Here is a 22,025-nt window from a genome sequence, read left to right on the forward strand (position 1 = left end):
GCTACGTGCGAAGCGCGTAGCGGGTGAGGGCTCTCTCCTCTTGGCGTCCTCTTTGCGGAAATACCCTCTCCCCTGCCCTCTCCCGCAAGCGGGAGAGGGAGCGCATCGTGATTGTCGCTGCGTTCAACCTGATCTGATCGCCTCCTAAGATGCTCTCCTTCGTCGCTCAGCGTGTCGTGAAGGGCGTGATCGTCCTGCTTGCGATCATCGTTCTCAATTTCTTCCTGATCCGGCTTGCGCCCGGCGACCCCGCTGTCGTGATGGCGGGCGAGGCCGGAGCGAGCGACCAGGTCTTCGTTAAGCAGCTCCGGGAGAAATTCGGGCTCGACAAGCCGCTGCCCGAACAGCTCTTCATCTATGTCAAGGGCATCGCGACGCTCGACCTCGGCTTCTCCTTCCGCCAGCAGGCGCCGGTGTCGAAATTGATCCTCGAACGGCTGCCGGCAACGCTGTTGTTGACACTGACCGCCTTCGCGATCTCGCTCGCACTCGGGGTTCTGTTCGGCACCTTCGCCGCCCGCTTCGCCGGAACCTTCCTCGACACCGCCATCACCATCTTCGCGTTGATCTTCTACGCCATGCCGATCTTCTGGGTGGCGCTGATGGGAATCCTGCTGTTCTCGGTCACGGTCGACTGGCTGCCGAGCTTCGGTTACGAGACGGTCGGCGCCAACCTCACCGGCCTTGCCCATGTGGTCGACGTCGCAAGGCACCTGATCATGCCGGCGATGACGCTCGGCCTGTTCTTCATGGCGACCTACACCCGCATGACGCGTGCCTCGATGCTGGAGGTGAAGCGGCTCGACTTCGTCAAGACCGCGCGCGCCAAGGGCCTGTCCGACGCGGTGATCCAGCGCCGCCATGTGCTGCGCAACGCGCTGTTGCCCGTCGTGACGCTCGCCGGCGTGCATGCGGGCACGCTGATCGGCGGCGCCGTCATCACCGAGACCGTGTTCGCCTGGCCCGGCATCGGGCGGCTGATGTACGACGCGCTGCTGCAGCGCGACTACAACCTGCTGCTCGGCGTCTTCGTGACCTGCTCGGTCATGGTGCTGATCTTCAACCTCATTACAGACCTCGTCTATCGCCTGGTCGACCCACGCATCGAATTCGCCGCATGAAACAGTTCTGGACATCGATGCTGAAGAGCCCGAGCGGCGTCGCCGGGCTCGTCATCCTTCTGCTTGCCGTCTCGGTTGCGGTGTTCGGGCCGTTGCTGTTCCCGAACTCGCCCTGGCGCATGGTGCAGCGGCCGTTCCTGCCGCCCTTCACGCTCTCGACCGTGCCGCTCGGCACCGACGCGCTCGGCCGCGACGTGTTCGCCGGCATGATCTTTGGCGCACGCGTGTCCCTGCTGGTCGGTCTCGTCTCGACGCTGGTCGCGCTGGTCGTCGGCGTTCCCATCGGCGCCATGGCCGGCTATTTCGGCGGCAAGGTCGACGACGCGCTGATGCGCTTCACCGAATTCTTCCAGACCATTCCAAGCTTCGCGCTCGCGATCGTGCTGGTCGCGATCCTGCAGCCGTCGATCTACTCGATCGTGGCCTCGATCGCCGTGGTGAGCTGGCCGCCGGTCGCGCGCCTCGTCCGCGGCGAGGTGCTGTCGCTGCGCACGCGCGAATATGTCCAGGCCGCCGTCGTCACCGGACAGAGCAACACCTGGATCATCCTGCGCGAGATCCTGCCCAACGCGCTGTCGCCGGTGATCGTGCTGGCCTCGCTGATGGTGGCGACCGCAATCCTCCTGGAATCCTCGCTGTCCTTCCTTGGGCTGGGCGATCCCAACCTGATCTCCTGGGGCTACATGGTCGGCGCCGGGCGCACCGTGATCCGGCAGGCCTGGTGGATCACGGTGTTTCCCGGCGTCGCGATCCTGATCTCGGTGCTCGGGCTCAACCTGATCGGCGAAGGCCTCAACGACGCGCTCAATCCGCGCCTGTCGCGGGAAGGACGCTGATGATGACCGCCCCGCCCGCCGTCTCCATCAGGAACTTGCGGATCGCGCTGCCCAAGGGAGCCGAGCGTCCGTTCGCCGTCGACGGCGTGTCGCTCGATTTGCGGCCCGGCAAGATCGTCTGCGTCGTCGGCGAATCCGGCTCCGGCAAGTCGATGTGCGCCCATGCGCTGATGGGTCTCCTGCCGGATACGGTGAGCGTCACCTCGGGCGAGATCCACTTCGAGGGCCGCGACCTGCTCAAGCTCGATGATGACGGCTGGCGCGATTTGCGCGGCCGCCGCTTCGCGATGATCTTCCAGGAGCCGATGACCGCGCTCAATCCGTTGATGCGGATCGGCGACCAGATGGCGGAGATGTTCGAGGCCCACGGCCTGCTCTCGCCAAGAGAGCGACGTGCAAAGGCCTTGTCGCTGGCGCGCGAAGTCGGCCTGCCCGACCCCGAGCGCATCGTGCGCGCCTATCCGCACCAGCTTTCGGGCGGTCAGCGCCAGCGCGCCATGATCGCGATGGCGCTCGCGCTCGAGCCCGGCGTGCTGGTCGCGGACGAACCGACCACCGCGCTCGACGTCACCACGCAGGCGCAGATCCTGAAATTGATCCGCAACCTCCAGCGCAATCGCAACATGGCGGTGATGTTCATCACCCATGATTTTGGCGTCGTCGCCGACATCGCCGACCAGGTCGTGGTGCTCCGGCACGGCAAAGTCGTCGAGGAAGGCCCTGCCGCGACCGTCTTCAACGAACCACAGCACGATTACACCAAGGCGCTGCTTGCGGCCGTGCCGTCGATGCACCCGCCCGCCCGCGCCGCCCTCGACGATCAGGCCAGAGCCGTCGAGGTGATCGGGCTGGACAAGACCTACGTCACATCGGGCGGCTGGTTTCGCGAGGACCGTCGCGTCGAGGCCGCGCGCGCGGTGAACTTCAATATCCTCAAAGGAGAGACGCTCGGCCTCGTCGGCGAGTCCGGCTCCGGCAAATCGTCGGTGGCGCGACTCGTCATGCGGCTGATCGAGGCCGATCGCGGTACGGTGCGGATCGGCGACACCGATCTCACGCAGCTTTCCGGCAAGGCGCTGCGCGCCGAACGCCATCGCATCCAGATGATTTTTCAGGATCCGTTCGCCTCGCTCAATCCGCGCCGCAAGATCGGCCACATCATTGCCGACGGCCCGATCGCGGCCGGCACTGATCCGAAGGTCGCATTCGCCCGCGCCCGCGATCTCCTCAAGATGGTCGGCTTGGACGCCGGCGCACTCGAGCGCTATCCGCATGAATTCTCCGGCGGCCAACGCCAGCGCATCGGCATTGCGCGCGCGCTCGCGCTCGAGCCCGAAATCATCGTCGCCGATGAAGCCGTCTCCGCGCTCGACGTCTCCGTGCAGGCGCAGGTGCTGCGGCTGCTCGAAGACCTCAAGGCGCGCCTCGGCCTCTCGATGCTGTTCATCACCCACGATCTGCGCGTGGCCGCCCAGATCTGCGACCGCATCGCGGTGATGCAGCGTGGCGCCATCGTCGAGCTGAAGTCGACCGCGCAGCTCTTCGCCGCACCGGAACATCCCTATACGCGCGAGTTGCTCGCGGCCGTGCCGGGACAGAAGGAACGTGCGCCGGCGGCGTGAGGCGACCGATCGCGGTTGCTACTTGGCCGGCGGGTTGGTGTTGTTCCAGGTCGGGACCGAGTTTGTCACACCGACCGATGGCCGGTTGTAGGATCCGATCGATGGAGCCGTAACGGTCCCGACGGTCTGTCCCGAACTTCCATAAGTCGTGCTGCCTTGCGTTGCTGGCGCCCCGGAACGTCCGCTCGTGTTCGGTGTGCCCGCCGCGGACGTCTGCGCGCTTGCAGCGAATGGCGCTGCCACCAATCCGAGTGCAATGACGGCGGCAATGCAGGTTCTTATTCTTTTCATGGCTGATCCTTCCTGGGTCGGTCCCTCAGCCGCCTCGGCCGTTCACTCCTCGAACCGCTCGTGCACTGAGCAACCTTAAAAACGCCACGCGCGCCAAAATGTGCCGCAACACCATCCCATTGCGGCGCTCAACACTTCGCGAAGCGAGGTTGCAAAGGTCGGCCCATCGCTTCGGTATGCCGATCCGCCCCGGGGAACAGGCCAGTCACGGGCTTTTTATCCCTCGTGACCGCCCGCACAGCTGCAAAGCTGAAGCCGGCACACCATATCCGGATTGAATGATTGCCATCATCTGATGGTGGATTTGCCGATCTTTGGAGGCCGACATGGGCCAGATTATTCAGTTTGTTTCGAAATCCGAGCGCGAGCGCATTCGCCTGATTCAGGAGGCCCGCGCGATCTACGACAGCATTTTCCCGCCGGCCGATCCGGCCAGCGAGCAGCAGGACACGGCGACGATCAGCCGTGCGGCTGGCAGCGATGTGGGGAATCTGGCGTGATCAAGATCATCGCAGTGCTCTGCAGTCTCTCGACTCCCGGAAATTGCCACGAGCAGATCGTCACGACGTCGGACTTCGCCGAGGTCTCGATGCAGTCCTGCATGATGGGCGCGCCGCAGCTTGCCGAATGGATGAACCAGCATCCGGCCGAGCGGCTGGCGGCATGGCGCTGCGTGATCGGCCAGCAGGGCCGCCGGGGCGCGTGAGGCCACCAGCGACACAACGACGACCTGCCTCGTGTTTCCGATCGGCGGCGCGGAAGCCTGACGCGCAGCGCAGCGGCGCTTGATCTCACTTGGGATTGGTATTGCTCCAAGTCGGAACCGAATTGGTCACGCCGACCGACGGCCAATTATATGTTCCGATCGACGGCGCCGTGACCGTGCCGACCGTCTGTCCTGATGACCCGTAAGTCGGCCTCGGCGAGGTCGCGGTCACGCCGGAGCTTCCATAGGCTGGAGCCATCACGTCGGTCGTGTAATGCCGGCCGGATCTGTGCTTCTTCGCTTCAGCTGCAAAAGGAGCGGAAAGCAGGGCAATCGTGATGAGTGCGGCAATGGCAGGTTTGATGCTTGTCATGGCAGGTCCCTTCGTCGCTGCGGTCCCACAGTGCATCTGTTCATTCATCGAAAAATGTCCATAGGCTCCCGGCCATAACAGGTTGCGCGCGAAGGTGCCCCGGCGACACGTCCTCGCGAGCGCGATCTCCGCCTTCGGATGGACCCGAATCAGCGCTACTGCATTGCTTTCACTGCCTTCCGTGGACGCAGACAGCATGACCGGCCCCGAACTGAAGCAACTCCGCGCCGACCTCTCCGACGCCATCGCGCGCAAGCTCACCGCGGCCGACATGGCGAAACTCTGTGCCCTGCCGGAGAAGGGCGGTGCCGACACGATCCGGCGCTGGGAGGTGAGCGGGCCGACGCTGGCCGCGACCAAGGTGCTGCGCGTGCTCGCGATGGCGAGCGAGCGCTACCCGATCCTGGAAAAGTTCGACGTCTTCGATCGCCACGACGTGCGCGTGGAGGACCGGCCAGCGAAGCGCACGGCCTTCCGTGCGCAGATGCGCAACGAGGTGTTGCGGCGTCTTGGTTAACGAGAGGCGCGCGCAGGTTACCGCAACGCGCGAGTTAAGCCTTCCTTCAGCACTTCTTAAGCCGACATTAAGCACGAAAATCATTTGGCGCCCAATAAGTTAGGTTGGGCGCCGCTGTGCCACGGATGTGACAGCATTTTCGTCAAAAGCGAGCTATCTGCAAAACCAACGCGGCGCGGACAGCGCGCCTGCCGGGGACCTTAGTGTTGGAGTTCGAGACTATGAAGAAGATTCTGTTTGCGACCGTTGCGCTGCTCGCGGTGAGCGCGGCTGCCCCGGCCCTTGGTGCCGATCTCGGCGCCCGCCCCTATTACAACAAGGCACCGGCCTACGCCGCGCCGATCTACAACTGGACCGGCTTCTACATCGGCGCGCATCTCGGCGGCGCGTTCTCGAGCGACAACAATTTCAACGGCCTCTCCACCGGCAACAACGGCAACGGCCGTTTCCTCGGCGGTCTGCAGGCTGGTGCGGACTGGCAGTTCAACCCGAACTTCGTGGTCGGTGCCGAAGCTCAGTATTCCTGGCTCTCCGGCAGCGTCGGCGCGGTGTTTCCGGGCGGCGTGGCCTACACCAACGACCAGCGCGGCCTCGGCTCGATCACCGGTCGCGTCGGCTACACCTGGGGCCCGGGCCTGCTCTACGTGAAGGGCGGCTACGCTTATTCCGACAACAACGAGAAGGTGACGGTGGGCGGCGTTCCGACCGGCTTCATCATCGCCGGCGATCACCGCAACGGCTACACCGTCGGCGCCGGCCTCGAATACATGTTCGCGCCGAACTGGTCGGCCAAGGCCGAGTACCAGTACTACAATTTCGGCGACGCGCACTTCACCGCGGGTCCGCTGGTCGGCACCGGCAACTTCACCACCGACGACCACACCTTCAAGGCGGGCGTCAACTATCGCTTCAACTGGGCGAGCCCGATGGTCGCGCGCTACTGATCGCGCCCGACAATCCCTTCGAAATCCGTTTCGCTATCATGGGCCGGCAGCACTGCCGGCCCTTTCCTTTTTCGCTCTGCGGAACTTGCCAAGCAATTGTGCAACTTGCGATTTTTTAACCCGCGCCAAGGATACTCGGCTGCGAAAATATAAGATTACGGGTGTGGGGGAATTTCGATGGCGATCCGTCTCAGCGTTGGCCGTTTCAAACCTCGTTTCAAAATGCCGAAATGGGGCCTGCGCGGCAGCCTGTTGGCGGCATTCGCCGTGATCGCGGGCATGGGCCTCCTGATCGCAGCCGGCGCCGGCTTCGTGTTCAACCATCTGGGCTCGACCATGATGGATTTGAGCGGCCGCGACATCCCGCGCCTCTCCGCCAGCCTTCAGCTTGCCTCGCAGAGTGCGACGCTCGCAGCACAGGGCCCGGGTTTGCTCGCTTCACCCAGTGATGATGCGCTGAAGGAGCGCACCAAGAGCGTGAAGGACATCCAGCAGCTCGCCATGGCCAAGCTCGGCGAGATCATCGAGCTCGGTGCCGACCAACAGACTGCGAACGCGCTCCGCGACACCGCCAAGAGCATCGACGAAGCCACGCAGAGCCTGGTCTCGGCGGCCCGCGAACGGCTCGATACCGGCGCGCTGCACGACAAGCAGTATGAAGCGCTGCGCAAGGCCCAGCTCGCTTTCGTCGGCGCTGCCGGCCCGGCAATGCTGGATGCGCAAACCCGCCTCAACGCCATCCTTGGTGCCGCGGAAGTGTCGGCCGATGATGCGACCGAAGCTGCCCGCACCGTCTCCCAGGTCTCAACCGTCTCCGCCAATGGCAATCTGATGGCCGCCGACATGATGGCTGCGCTCTCCGCCAACAGCAGCGATACGCTCGAGGCGATCGAGAAGGAATTCAAGACGACCCGCGACCGCGTCAAGTCGAACCTCGAGGACCTCCCGAACATTCCCTCGACGCAGGCCGTGCGCGACGCCGTGCAGAAGCTGTTCGCCTTCGGCGAGGGCAAGACCGGCGTGTTCAAGATCCGCCAGAAGGAGCTCGATTCCATCGACTACGGCCAGACCATCCTGGACGAGACCCGCAAGCTCAATGTCGGACTCGGCATCAGCGTGCAGCAGCTCGTCGACGGCGTGCAGAAAGAGACTAACGCGTCGACCTTCCAGGCGCGCCAGGAGATCTCGCTTGCCACCACCGCAATGCTGGCTCTGGGCGGGCTTACCTTGATCGGCTCGGCGCTGTTCGTCTGGCTCTATGTCGGCCGCAACATCCTGCGCCGCATCCGTGAGCTTCAGCGCGCCATGCAGCTGCTCTCGGCCGGAGACCTCGACACCGAGATCGTCCGCTCCCGTCAGAACGACGAGATCGGCGCGATGAAGGAAACGCTCACGGTGTTCCGCGACAGCATGATCGAAGCCCGGGCGCTTGCGGGCGAGCAGGACAAGGATCGTGTCGTCAAGGCCGAACGTGCCGCGCAGATGGAGGCGAAGATCGCCGAGTTCGAGGGCACGGTGCGTTCCGCGCTCGACAATCTCGCGCAATCGGCCAATTCGATGCAGTCGACCGCGCAGAGCATGTCGACGACAGCCGATCAGTCCAACGCGCTGGTCAACGCGGTCGCCTCGGCCGCCGAAGAGACCTCGGTGAACGTGCAGACCGTGTCGTCGGGCACCGAGCAGCTCTCGTCCTCGATCGAGGAGATCAGCAAGCAGGTCGTTACCTCGGCGGCGATCGCCAAGAAGGCGGTCGAAGAGGCAGGTGCCACCGACGCCACGGTGCAGAGCCTTGCCGACAGCGCAAGCCGCATCAGCGTCGTGGTCGACCTGATCCAGACCATCGCGTCGCAGACCAATCTGCTCGCGCTCAACGCCACCATCGAGGCCGCGCGCGCGGGCGAAGCCGGCCGCGGCTTTGCGGTGGTTGCCTCCGAGGTGAAGAGCCTCGCCAGCCAGACCGCGAAGGCGACGGAAGAGATCCGCACCCAGATCGCCAGCATGCAGCAGGTCACGACCTCGGCCGTCGGCGCCATCCAGGGCATCGGCCGGATCATCGGCGAGATCGACAACGTCACCACCACGATCGCAGCTGCGGTCGAGGAGCAGGGCGCGGCGACTCGCGAGATCGCCCGCAACATCCAGCATGCGGCCGGCGGCACCAGCGAGGTCTCCAGCAACATCGTCGGCGTCTCCACCGCGTCGGCCGAGGCCGGTGCGGCAGCGACCGAAGTGCTGAGTGCATCGGATGCCCTCCGTCGCGAGGCCGACATGCTGCGCGGAGAGATCGACGCGTTCCTCAACAACATGCGGGCGGCATAAGGACGCCGTCCCGTAGCCCGGATCGAGCGAAGCGTAATCCGGGCTACGGAAAAACTACGCGGAATGACCGCCATGCAGGCGCGCCGCGTGTTCTTTTTCGGCTGGCGCCCCGCCCGCGCTGGGTTTAAGCCGGTAGCATGAACGCAAAAATCGACACCGTGCAGTCCTCCGCGGAGGCGCTCCGCTATCCTTGGGAACAGCATCCCGGCCCCGAAGAGGTGGTCGAGGTCAGGCCCGGCGTGTTGTGGGCGCGGCTGAAGCTGCCGTTCCGCCTCAACCATGTGAACATATATCTGCTCGCCGACGGCGACGGCTATGCGATGGTCGATGCCGGCTTCGGCAACGAGGAGACGATCGAGGCCTGGACAAAACTGTTCGAGGGCCCGCTGAAGGGCGTCAACATCACGCGCCTCATCGTCACCCACTCGCACCCCGATCATGTCGGCCTTGCCGGGTGGATCGTCGAGCGGTTCAACTGTCCGCTGGTGATGTCGCAGGTGGAATATCTGCAATCGGTCTATCACCAGAATCGCGGCACCGAAGAGCGGCGCGAAGCGCAGCGGCTGTTCTTCCGCCGCCACGGCATGGACGAGTCGCTCACCGAAAAGCTGCTCGGCCGCGGCCAGGATTATCTCAAGCGGGTCTCGGTACTGCCGCCGTCCTACCGCCGCATCTCGCATGGCGACGAGGTCGTGATCGGCACGCGCCGCTTCAAGGTGATCACAGGCGGCGGGCATGCGCTCGACCAGGTGATGCTGTATTGCGCCGACGACAAGCTGTTCCTCTCCGCCGACCAGGTGCTGAGCAAGATCTCGCCGAACGTCAGCGTGTGGGCAGTCGAGCCCGACCAGAACTCGCTCGGCGAATATCTCGCCTCGCTCGCGAGCCTCACCACCACCCTGCCCTATGACTTGCTGGTGCTGCCCGGTCACGGCGTGCCGTTCTACGGACTGAAGACGCGTATCAAGCAGCTCGCCGACCACCATGAGGAGCGTTGCCGCCTGATCGCGGAAGCCTGCCGCGAGGTGCCGCAGACCTCGCGCGCGCTGGTGCCAGTCGTGTTCAACAAGCACGTGCTCGACGAGCACCAGATGGGCTTTGCCGCCGGCGAGCTCGTTGCCCACGTCAACTACATGATCGTCGAGGGCAGGCTGACCGCCGACACCAAGGACGGCGTGCTCCAGTTCAGGACGACCTGAGGGCAAGTACCGGCTAACATCGGCATTTCGGCGGATGCTGCAGGGCAGCATCAGAGGTCGCGCGGACTTGATCGGGATCAAGTGTCAAATCGCACGGTAGGGCATTTTGCCCAAATGCCCCTCACGCCCAAATGTGGGATAGCGCATAGACATTGGAGCTGGAAAAGCTCTAAGGATATGCGCTCTTTTTGGTCAGTTCCGTCTCAGGTTGCACCGATGGATTACGCCCAGTTTTTCAATTCCGCCCTCGATCGCCTCCACACCGAGCGCCGCTATCGCGTGTTCGCCGATCTGGAGCGCACGGCCGGCCGGTTCCCGCATGCGGTCTGGCATTCACCGAAGGGCAAACGCGACGTCGTGATCTGGTGCTCCAACGATTACCTCGGCATGGGCCAGCACCCGAAGGTGGTCGGCGCCATGGTCGAGACCGCAACCCGCGTCGGCACCGGCGCAGGCGGCACCCGCAACATCGCCGGCACGCATCATCCGCTGGTGCAGCTCGAGGCCGAGCTCGCCGACCTCCACGGCAAGGAAGCGGCGCTGCTGTTCACCTCGGGCTATGTCTCGAACCAGACCGGCATCGCCACCATCGCAAAGCTCATTCCGAACTGCCTGATCCTGTCGGACGAGCTCAACCACAATTCGATGATCGAGGGCATCCGCCAGTCCGGCTGCGAACGGCAAGTGTTCCGCCACAACGATCTCGCCGATCTCGAAGCGCTGTTGAAGGAGGCGGGTGCGAACCGGCCCAAGCTGATCGCCTGCGAGAGCCTTTATTCCATGGACGGCGACGTCGCCCCGCTCGCCAAAATCTGCGATCTCGCCGAAAAATATAACGCGATGACCTATGTCGACGAGGTTCATGCCGTCGGCATGTACGGCCCGCGCGGCGGCGGTATCGCCGAGCGTGACGGCGTCATGCATCGCATCGACATTCTCGAGGGCACGCTGGCCAAGGCGTTCGGCTGCCTCGGCGGCTACATCGCCGCCAACGGCCAGATCATCGACGCCGTGCGTTCCTACGCGCCGGGCTTCATCTTCACCACTGCGCTGCCGCCGGCGATCTGCTCGGCCGCGACCGCCGCGATCAAGCACCTTAAGAGCTCGAGCTGGGAGCGCGAGCGCCACCAGGACCGCGCCGCCCGCGTCAAGGCAATCCTCAACGCCGCCGGCCTGCCCGTGATGTCGAACGACACCCACATCGTGCCGCTGTTCGTCGGCAATCCCGAGAAGTGCAAGCAGGCCTCGGATATGCTGCTCGAGGATCACGGCATCTACATCCAGCCGATCAACTATCCGACCGTCGCCAAGGGCACCGAGCGCCTGCGCATCACGCCTTCGCCCTATCACGACGACGGCCTGATCGATCAGCTCGCCGAAGCGCTGTTGCAGGTGTGGGACCGCCTCGGCCTGCCGCTCAGCGAGAAGTCGCTGGCGGCGGAGTAGGCTGTTCGCCTCTTCTTCGAACCAACTTTCTATCGAGCCCGGAGCTACCCCCCTCCCCAACTCTCCCCCGCAAGGGGGGAGGGAGCGAGACAGGTGTGCCCGTCTCACGTTGACCTGCCTCCCAACTCTGTCTTGTCTCCGCCGCAACAATCGACACTCTCTCCGTTCCCTCCCCCCTTGTGGGGGAGGGTCAGGGAGGGGGGTGCCACACGGGGACTCCTCGGGGAGCAACGCACCTTAACGACAACCCCAGTTCCCGCCCGCATCCGGCATTTCGCTGTCGCCTCGCCCCGGCCAACGCGCTAGATTTGCAGGGAAAATGAGAGCGGGCGCGATCCTCGCGCTTAGGAAGATCGGGCGCTGCCGCGCCATGGGAGAAGCACGCTCGCCATGTTGCACGATTGGGGCGTGATCGCTGCCGCCTTCGGCTATATCGGCTTCCTGTTCCTGGTGGCGAGCCACGGCGATCGCCGCTCGCCGGCCGGACGCGGCCGCGCGTCCGGGCTGATCTATCCGCTGTCGCTGGCGATCTACTGCACCTCCTGGACCTTCTTCGGCTCGGTCGGCTTCGCCACCCGCACCTCGACCGACTTCCTCGCGATCTATGTCGGCCCGATCCTGATGATCGGCCTTGGCGCCGGCGTGCTCCGCCGCGTGATCCAGCTTGCGAAAGCCCACAACATCACCTCGATCGCCGACTTCATCGGCGCACGCTACGGCAAGAGCCAGGCGGTGGCGGCAACCGTGGCGCTGATCGCGATCATCGGCTCGGTGCCCTACATCGCCCTCCAGCTCAAGGCGGTCGCCTCCTCGCTCGAAGTCATCCTGAGCGAGGACCAGGCGTTCTCCCACATCCCGATCCTCGGCGACATGGCGCTGATGGTGACGCTGGCGATGGCCGCCTTCGCCGTGCTGTTCGGCACCCGGCAGACCGACGCCACCGAGCATCAGCACGGCCTGATGCTGGCGGTCGCGACCGAATCCATTATCAAGCTGGTCGCCTTCCTCACCGCCGGCATCTTCGTCACCTTCTGGATGTTCTCGCCGCACGAATTGATCGAGCGCGCGATGAAGACGCCGGAAGCGGTGCGCGCCATCGACTATTCGCCGTCGATCGGCAATTTTCTCACCATGACGCTGCTGTCGCTGTGCGCGATCATGCTGCTGCCGCGCCAGTTTCATGTCAGCGTGGTCGAGAATTCCTCGGACGCCGAGGTCAGCCGCGCGCGCTGGCTGTTCCCGCTCTATCTCGTCGCCATCAACGTGTTCGTGATCCCGATCGCGCTCGCCGGCCTCGTCAGCTTCCCGTTCGGCGCGGTCGACCCCGACATGTACGTGCTGGCCCTGCCGATGGAGGGCGGCGCGGGACTGCTCAGCGTCGCCGTGTTCGTCGGCGGCCTGTCGGCCGCGACCGCGATGGTGATCGTCGAATGCGTCGCGCTCTCCATCATGGTGTCCAACGACCTCGTGGTGCCGCTGGTGCTGCAACGACGGCCCGAGGGCCGCACGGGGGCCACCGATTTCGGCGACTTCCTGCTGCGCTCGCGGCGGCTTGCGATCTTCGCCATCATGGTGATGGCCTATTTCTACTATCGCGCGCTCGGCAACACCCAGCTCGCAGCGATCGGGCTGTTGTCCTTTGCCGCCATCGCGCAGCTCGCGCCCGCCTTCTTCGGTGGCCTGTTGTGGCGGCGCGCCACCGCGCGCGGCGCCATCGGCGGCATGATGGTCGGTTTCGCCGTATGGCTCTACACGTTGTTCGTCCCGAGCTTCATGGATTCCTCGACCGCAGGGATAATGTTGCTCCAGCACGGCCCGTTCGGCATCGAGGCGCTGCGGCCGCAGGCGCTGTTCGGCGCCGACCTGCCGCCGCTGATGCATGGCGTGGTCTGGTCGCTCTCGCTCAACATCCTCACTTACGTGCTGCTGTCGCTGGCGCGGCGGCCCTCGTCCATCGAGCTGGTGCAGGCCGATCTGTTCGTACCGAACACGCTCGCGCCCATCGCTCCGAATTTCCGGCGCTGGCGCACCACCATCACGGTGCAGGACATCCAGACCACAGTCGCGCAATATCTCGGGCCCGATCGTGCCCGGCATTCGTTCGAGGCGTTCTCGGCACGGCGCAACATGCGGCTGGAGTCGGGAGCCCCCGCCGATTTCGAGCTGCTGCAGCACGCCGAGCACCTGATCGCCTCGTCGATCGGGGCTGCGTCCTCGCGCCTCGTGATGTCGCTGCTGCTGCGCAAGCGAACCGTGTCTGCGAGGGCCGCGCTGAAACTGCTCGACGATTCCCACGCAGCACTGCATTTCAACCGCGAGATCCTCCAGACCGCGCTCAACCATGTGCGCCAGGGCATCGCGGTGTTCGACGTCGATCTGCAGCTGATCTGCTCCAACCGGCAGTTCGGCGATCTCCTCAACGTGCCCCCGCATTTCATCCAGTTCGGCACCCCGCTCCGCGAGATCCTGGAGTTCATGGGCGTCAGCGATCCCGCGGATCAGGCTGACCGCGAGGCGATGATCGAGCAGCGGCTCGTGGCCTACACCACCGACAGCGAGCCCTATCTCGAACGCCTGCCGGAACGCCACATGGTGATCGAGGTGCTCACCAACCGCATGCCCGGCGGCGGCTTCGTCATCACCTTCACCGATGTCACGCCGACCTTCGAGGCTGCGGAAGCGCTGGAGCGCGCCAATGCGACGCTGGAGAAGCGGGTGCGCGACCGCACCGAGGAGCTGACCCGGCTGAACTCCGAGCTGGCGCTGGCCAAGAGCAGCGCGGAGGACGCCAGCATCTCCAAGACGCGCTTCCTCGCGGCCGCCAGCCACGACATTCTCCAGCCGCTGAACGCGGCCCGGCTCTATGTCACGAGCCTGGTCGAGCGCCAGCACAGCGGCGAGGAGACACGGCTGGTCGAGAATATCGACGAATCGCTGCAAGCCATCGAGGAAATCCTCGGCGCGCTGCTCGACATCTCCAGGCTCGATGCTGGCGCGATGACGACCTCGATCTCGAGCTTCAAGATGGCCGATCTGATGCGCTCGCTGGAGATCGAGTTCGCGCCGATCGCGCGCGCCAAGGGCCTCGACCTCACCTTCGTGCCCTGCTCGCTGCCGGTCGAGTCCGACCGGCTGCTGCTGCGGCGTCTGCTGCAGAACCTGATCTCGAACGCGATCAAATATACGCCGCGCGGGCGCGTGCTGGTCGGCTGCCGCCGCCAAGACCCCTCGCTCAGGATCTGCGTCTACGACACCGGCGTCGGCATCCCCACGGTCAAGCGCGCCGAGATCTTCAAGGAATTCCACCGCCTCGAGCAGGGCGCGCGGATCGCGCGCGGGCTGGGGCTGGGTCTCTCGATCGTCGAGCGGCTGGCGCGCGTGCTCAAGCATGACATCGCCATCGACGCCAATGCCAGCGGCGGCTCGCTGTTCTCCGTCACGGTCCCGACGGCGAAAGCCGTGACGCTCACGGCGGCGGTGACCAGCGCAACGCCGCTGGCGCGTACGCCGATCTCCGGCGCGCTGATCGTCTGCATCGAGAACGACGCCGCGATCCTCGACGGCATGCGGACGCTGTTGAAGGCCTGGGACGCCGAGGTGATCGCGGTCGCCGATCCCGAAGGCGCCATCGCCGCAATCGAGGCCGTCGGCAAACGCGTGACCGGCTTGCTCGTCGACTATCACCTCGACCGCGGCAACGGCATCGCCGCCATCCGCGACATCCGCCGCCGCTTCGGCGACATCCCCGCGATCCTGATCACCGCCGACCGCAGCCCTGCCGTGCAGAGTGCTGCGCGCGACGAGAAGATCGCGGTGCTGAACAAGCCGGTGAAGCCGGCGTCGCTGCGCGCCTTGCTCGGGCAATGGCGGACGCAGCAGATGGTCGCGGCGGAGTGAAGCGGCGTTGCCAGCGAAGGCCGGGTGCGTCTTCCCAACTTAGGGCGCAAGCCGCGTGAAGACGTAATCATGGCCCTTCGCGCGGGCCTCATGGCAGGCAAAGCAGGTGCGGTGCTGCGCCTCGTTCACCGGCTTGCCGTTGATGAAGCGGCCGAAGCCCCAGCCGCCGGTCGCGGCATACTTTTTCGAATCCTTGACCATGACCTGGACCGTGGTGGCAGTGCCGGGAATGGTCGCAGAGGCGAAGTCGGGCGATTGCGTGCGCTTCCAGGCGCGCTTCACCAGAATGGTGCCGTCGGGGAATGGCAGCTTGCCGTCCTGATAGGCATCGATTGCGGTCTGGTTGCCGACGACGGCACGCAGCTCATTCAGGGGTGCGGCCTCCTCGGCCGGCGCGATCAGCTCCCACTGCTTGTAGTTCACAGGAATCGTGACGCCGAAGATTGGCGACGCATCTGTCACCACAGGTCCTTCCGCCAGCGCGATCGAGGCCAGGTACGGCACGCACGTGAGCAGAGCGACGAGCAGGAGCACGGCCAGCGTGATGACCGTGGCGTAGGAGAACTTTTTCTTTTCAGGTTCAATTGACGGCATGGCACTTCTTCAAGCTGGGATCGCGGTGCATCCTCGGTCCGGCCAGCGCCGGACCGAGGCATTGAACGAGCAGCTCAGGCGCCGCCGTCGGCATCGATGACGGCCTTGGCAAAGGCTTGCGGTGCCTCCTGCGGCAAATTGTGGCCGATGCCGCCGGTGATCAGGCGATAGTCGTAGCGGCCGGAGAATCTCTTGGCGTAGGCGCTGGGATCGGGGTGCGGCGCGCCGTTCGCGTCGCCTTCCATCGTGATGGTCGGCACGCTGATGATGGGAGTAGCCGCTAGCTTCTTCTCGATCTCCTCGTACTTCGTCTCGCCCTTGGCGAGCCCGAGCCGCCAGCGGTAGTTGTGGATCGTGATCGCGACATGATCCTTGTTCTCGAAGGCCTTCGCACTGCGATCGAAGGTGGCGTCGTCGAACTTCCACTGCGGCGAGGCCAGCTTCCAGATCAGCTTTGCGAAATCATGCGTGTACTTCTCGTAGCCGGCGCGGCCGCGCTCGGTCGCGAAATAGAACTGGTACCACCATTGCAGCTCGGCCGCCGGCGGCAGCGGCGCGTTGCCCGATGCCTGACTGGAAATCAGATAGCCGCTCACCGACACCAGCGCGCGACAGCGCTCCGGCCACAACGCCGCGATGATGTCGGCGGTGCGCGCGCCCCAGTCGAAACCGGCAAGGACGGCCTTCTTGATGTCGAGTGCATCCATCAGCGCGATGATGTCGGAGGCCAGCGCGCCCGGCTCGCCGTTGCGCAACGTCTCGCTGGAGAGGAAGTGCGTCGAGCCATAGCCGCGCAGATAGGGGATGATGACGCGATAGCCGGCCTGCGCCAGGATCGGCGCGACATCGACGAAGCTGTGAATGTCGTAGGGCCAGCCGTGGAGCAGGATCGCCACCGGGCCGGTCGCGGGGCCGGCTTCGGCATAGCCGACATTCAGCACGCCGGCATTGATCTGTTTGATCGTGCCGAACGATGCGTTGGTTGCGGCAGGCCGCGGCGTCTCGGTTTCGGCGCGCGCGAGCTCGATCACGCTGAGGCCGACGGCGACGGTCCCAACTGCGACACCGAGGAACTGGCGGCGATGCTGGTCGATAATCTGTGTCATGATCTCTTGCCTCGTTGATGGTTGTCGGAATCGTCAGATCAGGTCGACGGTGACGTCGATGTTGCCGCGAACGGCCTTGGAATAGGGACAGGTCTGGTGCGCCTCATTGATGAGGTCGCGCGCGACATCGCGATCGAGGCCGGGCAGGCTGACACCGAGGCGCGCTCGGAGCGCGTAGGCGCCCGCGTCGAGGACGAGATCGATTTCCGCGTCGATCGCGCTTTTGCTTGGAAGCACGATTTTCCGCTTACGGGCTGCGATCTCCATCGCGCCTTCGAAACATGCAGACCAGCCGGCCGCGAATAATTGCTCGGGATTGGTGCCGATGCCCGCGCCGCTCGGCGGCGACAGCCGCACGTCGAGGCGGCCATCCGAGCTGCGGGACATACCTTCGTGACGTCCCCCGGCGGTGTGGGTTCGGGCCGTGTAGAGCAATTTTTCAGTTTGGCTCATGAGAGTCTCCTTGCCGTCACGAAACTGACTATCAGCGCCCACGCCGGGATACCCGTTTAGTGTTGTGAGAAGTTGTGAGGCCCACGGGGAACCGCGTTACGAGCCCTGCAAACGCGGTCTGATGCCGATGCAAAGTCGGCCTTGCCGGATCGCTGCGCGCTGGCTATCCGGTTCTGCAAATGGGCAAGATTTCGTGATGACCGATCCGGCCGGGCCTGCGGCAGCAACATTGTCGTTCGGGCCATTCACCGTGACGCCGCATGAGAGGCTGGTGACGCGCGACGGCGTCGTGCTGCCGATGGGCGCCAAGAGTTTCGATACGCTGATCGCACTGATGTCGCGGCCGAACGAGGTCGTCAGCAAATGGGACCTGATGGGCCTGGTATGGCCCGGTATGAGCGTCGAGGAAACCAACCTGCGCTTCCACATCGCAGCGCTGCGGAAGGCGCTCGGCGACGGCAAGGACGGCGCCCGCTACATCACGACGCTGTCGGGCCGCGGCTATTGTTTCGTGGCGCCGATCTCGCAAGCCGGTGTTGAGGCAGAGCGACGCCGCGCACCGCAGGCGGAATTGCCACTCGTAAAACTACCCAACCGATTGCAGCGGATGGTCGGACGTGCCGACGCGGTCGCCACCGTATCGGACAAGCTGATCACGTCCCGCTTCGTCACAATCGTGGGCCCGGGCGGCGTCGGCAAGACCGCTGTTGCTGTCGCGATCGCGCATGATCTGCTCGCGACATTTGCCGAGGCCGCACACTTCGTTGACCTTGCCGCGGTCAGCGATCCCGATCTCGTGATCACCTCACTGCTGCTGATGCTCGGACTGCCGGTCCAGACCGACGATCCGATGCCGGCCTTGCTCGCGCATCTGCACGACAAGCGCATGTTGCTGGTGCTGGACAATTGCGAGCATGTGATCGCGGCGGCAGCACCACTCGCGGCGGAGATTTTTCAGGCGGCGCCGCAGGTCCACATCCTCGCCACGAGCCGCGAGGCGCTGCGCGTCGAGGGTGAGCAAGTCTACCGGCTGGCGCCGCTTGGCGTTCCGCCCGATGATTCCGAGCTGACGGCCGCGGTCGCCCGGACCTATCCCGCACTCGAGCTCTTCCTCGAACGCGCAAAGGCCAGCGGCGCCCAGATCGCGCTCGACAATTCCAATGCCGTCATTGCGGCCGGGATCTGCCGCAAGCTCGACGGCATGGCGCTCGCGATCGAGCTCGCCGCCGGCCGGGTCGAAGCCTATGGCCTGGAGCAGACCGCAGCGCTGCTTGACGAGCGCCTCAATCTGCTCTGGCAGGGTCAGCGCACCGCGCCGCCGCGGCAGAAGACGTTGCAGGCCACGCTGGACTGGAGCTACGGTCTGCTGTCCGAGCTCGAACGCCTCGTGCTGCGCAGGCTCGCGGTCTTCGCCGGCCATTTCACCATCGACGCCGCACTCGAGGTCGTGCCCGACGAGCAGGTCGACCGCGGGCTTCTGTTCGACGCCATCGACAGCCTCGTCGCCAAATCGATGGTCGCGCCGCGACCGATCGGCGCCATGATGCGCTATCGTCTGCTCGACACGACGCGCGCCTATCTGCTCGCGATCGAGGACGACGGATCGGCCCTCGCCGGCCGCCACGCCAGCTATTACCGGCGATGGCTGCAACAGGCCGGCACCAAATGGGCGACGGTGCCGAGCGCCGATGAGCGCGCCATCCATTTCTCGGCGCTTCACAATGTGCGCGCCGCGCTCGACTGGTGCTTTGGTCCTACCGGCGATGTCAGCATCGGCATTGCGCTCGCCGCTGCGGCGGCGCCCATTTTCCTCGCGATGTCATTGCTGACCGAATGCCGGCGATGGTCCGAGCGAGCCCTGGCGGCGATCGATTCCGCCTCGCGCGGCAGTGCTGAAGAAATGCATCTGCAAGCCGCGCTAGGATTGACCCTGATGTTCACGCGCGGTGGCAGCGAAGCCGCGCGCAACGCCCTGACCCGAGCCTTTGCAATCGCGGAAACGCTCGGCGATGCGCCGAACCAGCTCCAATTGCTAGGCCGGATGCACATCTTCCACGAGCGCGTCGGTCAGTTCGGGGCCGCGCTCGGCTATGCGCAACAGAGCCTCGTCGTCGCCGAAGCACTCGGCGATCCCGCCTCGCTCGCTCTCGCGCAGTCGCTGCTCGGCGTCTCGCTGCATCTGGGCGGCGAGCATCGCGGCGCGCTGAAGACGCTGGAGGCGGCCTGGCGCGGTCCCGGCACGGAACGAATCAGCACGGTCTATGGCTTCGACCACCGCAACCGGGCCGGCATCTCGCTGGCGCGCGAGCTGTGGCTGCAGGGCCGGCCGGCGCAGGCACGGCAACTGGCGCAGCAGACGGTCGCTGAGGCCGCGCAGATGGATCATCCGATCACGCTCTGCATCGCCCTGATCTGGGCGGTCTCGATCGATCTCTGGACCGGTGACCTCGCCGCCGCGGACGATAATGTCGATCGCTTCATTGCTCATGCCGAATCGCGCTCGATGGGGCCTTATCTCGCGGTCGGCCGAGGCGTCAAAGGCGAGCTCGCGATCCGGCGCGGCGACGCCGCGAGCGGCGTCGAGACGATCAGACGCTGCCTGCAGGAACTCCACGAGTCCGGCTACGAGTTGCTCACCACCACCTTCGACATCGCGCTGGTGCACGGCCACCTTGCGCTTGGACAGATCGAGCAGAGCGCGCATTTGATCGACGACGCGATCCGTCTCGTCGAACAGAGTGGCGATCATCTGTACATGCCCGAGCTGCTGCGCATGAAGGGCAAGGTCCTGCTGTCCCGGCCGCAGCCGAACATCGAGGAAGCGGAACGGCAAATCAGGGAAGCGCTGGAACTGGGCCGCCGCACGGGAGCGAAGGCCTGGGAGCTGCGCGCTGCGATCGATCTCGCCAAGCTTGCCGCCGACCGCGGCGAAGCCATGCGATTGCTCCAATCGGCGCTCGCAGGTTTTGCCGAAGGTTCCGAGACGGCGGATATCAAAGCAGCCACCGAGATCTTGGAGAGCTTGTAGTCTCTCGTGTCCCGGACGCGCAGCAGCATGCTCCGATTCACATTTCAAACAACAGACGCGCCTTCGCCTTCTCGCGGCGCGTTTCGCCCGAGTTTTGCTCTTCGTTTCACGCCCTCTTCAAACAAAGGGCGCAGGGAAGGCCGGGTGCTGACCTCGCACCCACGGTCCGCTGTGCGCATGTAGCGCAAAAGAATTGCACAGCGGCATACAGGTGAAGCCGAACACACGGCCTTCCCTGCGCGATGGTCGGACGGCTTATGCCGTGCTCTCCCGGGAGCCGAATTCCTTCTGGCCTCCCTCACCTCACGGAAGTCACCGGCACCGCGCCGGTTGGCGCCAATGCCGCATCCGCAAGACTTGGCCGTAGCGACGACGGCCGGGACCACACGGTTTTGCCGTACGCGGACTTTCCGGCTTCGCCAAAAGGCTTCGCCGGACATCAAGCGCCGTTCGTACAACGCGGCTTGCGAGACACTCACGGGGTTCGGCTCAATCCATCGCCCCGCCCTGCACTCGCATCCGCGACGGCGCTGCCAGCGTCCACCGCAGCCCGATCCGCGGCTCGTGACGACGTACGACCGCCCCTTTTCGCCGGATCAGGATGGGCGACACATACGACAAATCCGAATTTCGGTAAAGTGGAATATTTTGTGCCAGACCTGTTGACCCAGCGATGGCGTGTTTTGCCCGCCGGGCAGCGCAAGCGATTGTGCCCGGACTACCCCGTCGGCGTGCCTTGCTTCCACTGGCCGCCCGCGATCTTCGCGGCGGCGATCACCGCCTGGGTCCGGCTCTCGACGCCGAGCTTTTGCAGGATGGCCGAGACATGCGCCTTGATGGTCGCCTCGGAGACGCCGAGCTCGTAGGCGATCTGCTTGTTCAGCAATCCTTCCGACAACATCATCAGCACGCGCACCTGCTGCGGCGTCAGCGTCACCAGGCGGTCGCGCAGGCGCGTCATGTCGGGGTCGGCCGCGGCCGACAGGTCGGTATCGGCGGGAACCCAGACATCGCCTTCCATGACCTTGAGGATGGCGTCGCGCAGCGTTTCGACGCCGAACCGCTTCGGGATGAAACCGGAGGCGCCGAAATCGAGCGAGCGGCGGATCGTGGCGCTGTCATCGGAGGCCGAGACGATCACCACCGGGATCGCCGGATATTGCGCGCGCAGATAGATCAGGCCTGAGAAGCCGGAGATGCCGGGCATCGAGAGGTCGAGCAGGACCAGGTCGACGTCGGAGGTCTGTTCCAGCAGTTTCGTCAGATCCTCGAACGACCCGGCCTCGTCGATCTTTGCCGTGCTCAGGACGCCGGCCACCGCCTGCCGCAGCGCATCGCGGAACAGCGGATGGTCATCGGCGATGACCAGATGGGTGGAGGGAGCGCTCATCGATCTCATGCTGTCGTTCACGTCAGCGCCAGTAGTCCGGACCGGCGCAATGGTCAATTCTTCCCCGACCGGCCGTGGCATGCAAGGGCACATTATTCCTTTGCGGGAAAGGGGTTAATCCGCAAGCCGTCCGCCGCGGCGCGGCACTATCCATCCACACCGTCAGTTGCATGTCAGTGCGCA

At 65.0% G+C, this 22,025-nt stretch carries 18 protein-coding genes; 12 read left to right on the top strand and 6 right to left on the bottom strand.

Annotation, left to right across the window (positions count from 1 at the left end; genetic code table 11):
- The first annotated feature begins 149 nt into the window (after positions 1–149).
- The 3 genes from K3F49_RS16630 to K3F49_RS16640 are packed head-to-tail and all read left to right on the top strand — an operon-like array spanning position 150 to position 3,579.
- Entirely contained in the window at positions 150–1,121 is a 972-nt protein-coding gene (locus K3F49_RS16630; RefSeq protein ID WP_234682039.1) for an ABC transporter permease, read from the top strand.
- Positions 1,118–1,957, top strand: coding sequence for an ABC transporter permease (locus K3F49_RS16635; protein ID WP_234682040.1), 840 nt, complete (start codon positions 1,118–1,120; stop codon positions 1,955–1,957). The genes K3F49_RS16630 and K3F49_RS16635 overlap by 4 nt, the downstream gene beginning before the upstream one ends.
- A gap of 2 nt (positions 1,958–1,959) precedes the next feature.
- On the top strand, positions 1,960–3,579 hold the full coding sequence (locus tag K3F49_RS16640; protein ID WP_234682511.1) for an ABC transporter ATP-binding protein: 1,620 nt from the start codon (positions 1,960–1,962) through the stop codon (positions 3,577–3,579).
- Positions 3,580–3,597: 18 nt separating this feature from the next.
- Here the strand turns inward: K3F49_RS16640 and K3F49_RS39645 are convergent, their stop codons facing one another.
- Positions 3,598–3,870 (bottom strand): hypothetical protein, encoded by a 273-nt coding sequence (locus K3F49_RS39645; protein ID WP_234682041.1) that lies wholly within the window; start codon positions 3,868–3,870, stop codon positions 3,598–3,600.
- Between the two features lie 326 nt (positions 3,871–4,196).
- On the opposite strand from K3F49_RS39645, the gene K3F49_RS16650 reads away from it, so the two are divergent.
- Positions 4,197–4,370 carry a hypothetical protein gene (locus tag K3F49_RS16650; RefSeq protein ID WP_234682042.1) on the top strand — a complete coding sequence of 58 codons (174 nt, stop codon included), beginning with the start codon at positions 4,197–4,199 and terminating at the stop codon, positions 4,368–4,370.
- Positions 4,367–4,576 (top strand): hypothetical protein, encoded by a 210-nt coding sequence (locus K3F49_RS16655; RefSeq protein ID WP_234682043.1) that lies wholly within the window; start codon positions 4,367–4,369, stop codon positions 4,574–4,576. Before K3F49_RS16650 ends, K3F49_RS16655 begins: the two co-directional genes overlap by 4 nt.
- An 85-nt stretch (positions 4,577–4,661) precedes the next feature.
- Here the strand turns inward: K3F49_RS16655 and K3F49_RS16660 are convergent, their stop codons facing one another.
- On the bottom strand, positions 4,662–4,949 hold the full coding sequence (locus K3F49_RS16660; protein ID WP_234682512.1) for a hypothetical protein: 288 nt from the start codon (positions 4,947–4,949) through the stop codon (positions 4,662–4,664).
- 196 nt (positions 4,950–5,145) lie between these two features.
- On the opposite strand from K3F49_RS16660, the gene K3F49_RS16665 reads away from it, so the two are divergent.
- The 6 genes from K3F49_RS16665 to K3F49_RS16690 all read left to right on the top strand — a co-directional run bounded on the left by K3F49_RS16665 (position 5,146) and on the right by K3F49_RS16690 (position 15,271).
- The gene (locus K3F49_RS16665) at positions 5,146–5,466 is read left to right on the top strand and encodes a hypothetical protein (RefSeq protein ID WP_234682044.1); all 321 of its coding nucleotides are present in this window, start codon (positions 5,146–5,148) and stop codon (positions 5,464–5,466) included.
- A gap of 221 nt (positions 5,467–5,687) precedes the next feature.
- Positions 5,688–6,410 carry an outer membrane protein gene (locus tag K3F49_RS16670; protein ID WP_234682045.1) on the top strand — a complete coding sequence of 241 codons (723 nt, stop codon included), beginning with the start codon at positions 5,688–5,690 and terminating at the stop codon, positions 6,408–6,410.
- A gap of 177 nt (positions 6,411–6,587) precedes the next feature.
- Positions 6,588–8,729: a methyl-accepting chemotaxis protein gene (locus K3F49_RS16675; RefSeq protein WP_234682046.1), complete on the top strand. Its 2,142-nt coding sequence runs from the start codon at positions 6,588–6,590 to the stop codon at positions 8,727–8,729.
- Between the two features lie 137 nt (positions 8,730–8,866).
- Positions 8,867–9,928, top strand: a complete 1,062-nt coding sequence (locus tag K3F49_RS16680) for an MBL fold metallo-hydrolase (RefSeq protein ID WP_234682047.1) — start codon at positions 8,867–8,869, stop codon at positions 9,926–9,928.
- A gap of 216 nt (positions 9,929–10,144) precedes the next feature.
- Entirely contained in the window at positions 10,145–11,374 is a 1,230-nt protein-coding gene (gene hemA / locus K3F49_RS16685) for a 5-aminolevulinate synthase (RefSeq protein ID WP_234682048.1), read from the top strand.
- 390 nt (positions 11,375–11,764) lie between these two features.
- A complete protein-coding gene (locus K3F49_RS16690) occupies positions 11,765–15,271 on the top strand; it encodes a PAS domain-containing hybrid sensor histidine kinase/response regulator (protein ID WP_234682049.1) in 3,507 nt (1,168 codons plus the stop codon).
- Positions 15,272–15,310: 39 nt separating this feature from the next.
- Here the strand turns inward: K3F49_RS16690 and K3F49_RS16695 are convergent, their stop codons facing one another.
- The 3 genes from K3F49_RS16695 to K3F49_RS16705 form a co-directional block, all read right to left on the bottom strand.
- A complete protein-coding gene (locus K3F49_RS16695; protein WP_234682050.1) occupies positions 15,311–15,865 on the bottom strand; it encodes a cytochrome P460 family protein in 555 nt (184 codons plus the stop codon).
- 74 nt (positions 15,866–15,939) lie between these two features.
- On the bottom strand, positions 15,940–16,971 hold the full coding sequence (locus K3F49_RS16700) for an alpha/beta fold hydrolase (RefSeq protein WP_234682051.1): 1,032 nt from the start codon (positions 16,969–16,971) through the stop codon (positions 15,940–15,942).
- A 33-nt stretch (positions 16,972–17,004) separates the two neighbouring features.
- On the bottom strand, positions 17,005–17,424 hold the full coding sequence (locus K3F49_RS16705) for an organic hydroperoxide resistance protein (RefSeq protein WP_234682052.1): 420 nt from the start codon (positions 17,422–17,424) through the stop codon (positions 17,005–17,007).
- A gap of 196 nt (positions 17,425–17,620) precedes the next feature.
- Here K3F49_RS16705 and K3F49_RS16710 point away from each other — a divergent pair, with 196 nt between their 5' ends.
- Complete coding sequence (locus tag K3F49_RS16710) at positions 17,621–20,452, top strand: ATP-binding protein (RefSeq protein ID WP_234682053.1); 2,832 nt, start codon at positions 17,621–17,623, stop codon at positions 20,450–20,452.
- 718 nt (positions 20,453–21,170) lie between these two features.
- Here K3F49_RS16710 and K3F49_RS16715 read toward each other — a convergent pair.
- Positions 21,171–21,842 (bottom strand): response regulator, encoded by a 672-nt coding sequence (locus K3F49_RS16715; protein WP_234682054.1) that lies wholly within the window; start codon positions 21,840–21,842, stop codon positions 21,171–21,173.
- Between the last annotated feature and the right edge of the window lie 183 nt (positions 21,843–22,025).

Origin of the sequence: Bradyrhizobium monzae (assembly GCF_021458635.1) — a bacterium.
Taxonomy (GTDB): Bacteria; Pseudomonadota; Alphaproteobacteria; order Rhizobiales; family Xanthobacteraceae; genus Bradyrhizobium.